The sequence below is a fragment of the Flagellimonas marina genome, assembly GCF_042651185.1.
In the GTDB taxonomy this organism is placed as follows: Bacteria; Bacteroidota; Bacteroidia; order Flavobacteriales; family Flavobacteriaceae; genus Flagellimonas; species Flagellimonas marina.
The window spans coordinates 1-548 of the sequence record NZ_JBHSCL010000008.1; the positions used below are offsets into that span (position 1 = coordinate 1).

Genomic DNA, 548 nt, shown 5'->3' on the forward strand with positions numbered 1-548 from the left:
TCGCCGCTATCAAAGAGGCCCCTATGGCCCACCACGGCAGGGATTTGCTCGCCAAAAAATAGTCTTCCGTACTCTTTTTCTCCCCCTTCTTGGTACGCGAGACCCAGAGCCCCACTGTCAATATCACCAGTGCATAGAGCACAAAGACCAGATAGTCCCAAAATTCAAAACTGCTTTCCATAATCATTGGTTGTTCGTTATAGGTTCATTTTTGTTTGTCGGCCAACACTCATTTCAATGGCCATCCATTTTGGAATAGTGCTCTGTAGGGAGCTGGGCCAGGGTCCGGGCCGCCTGCTCGGCGGTGATATCTCGTTGCGGGCTGGCAAACATTTCGTAGCCGACCATGAACTTCTTCACCGTGGCCGAACGCAACAGGGGTGGATAGAACGACATGTGGAAATGCCACCCCGCATGCTCCTCCCCGTCCGTGGGCCGCTGGTGTATCCCGGATGAATAGGGAAACGAGGTCCCAAAAAGGTTGTCGTACTTTGTGGTCACCATCTTGATCATCCCCGCAAAGTCCCTCTTTTCCTCCCCCCTCATTT

The 548-nt window shown here is 52.6% G+C and carries 1 protein-coding gene and 1 pseudogene; both read right to left on the reverse strand.

The features are described 5' to 3' along the window. Positions 1 to 181 (reverse strand): annotated as a pseudogene (locus ACFOWS_RS13880) (sodium/glucose cotransporter); the annotation flags it as partial. A gap of 53 nt (positions 182 to 234) precedes the next feature. Next, the coding region (galT, locus tag ACFOWS_RS13885) for a galactose-1-phosphate uridylyltransferase (RefSeq protein WP_379765628.1) at positions 235 to 548 on the reverse strand (314 nt) is incomplete at its 5' end.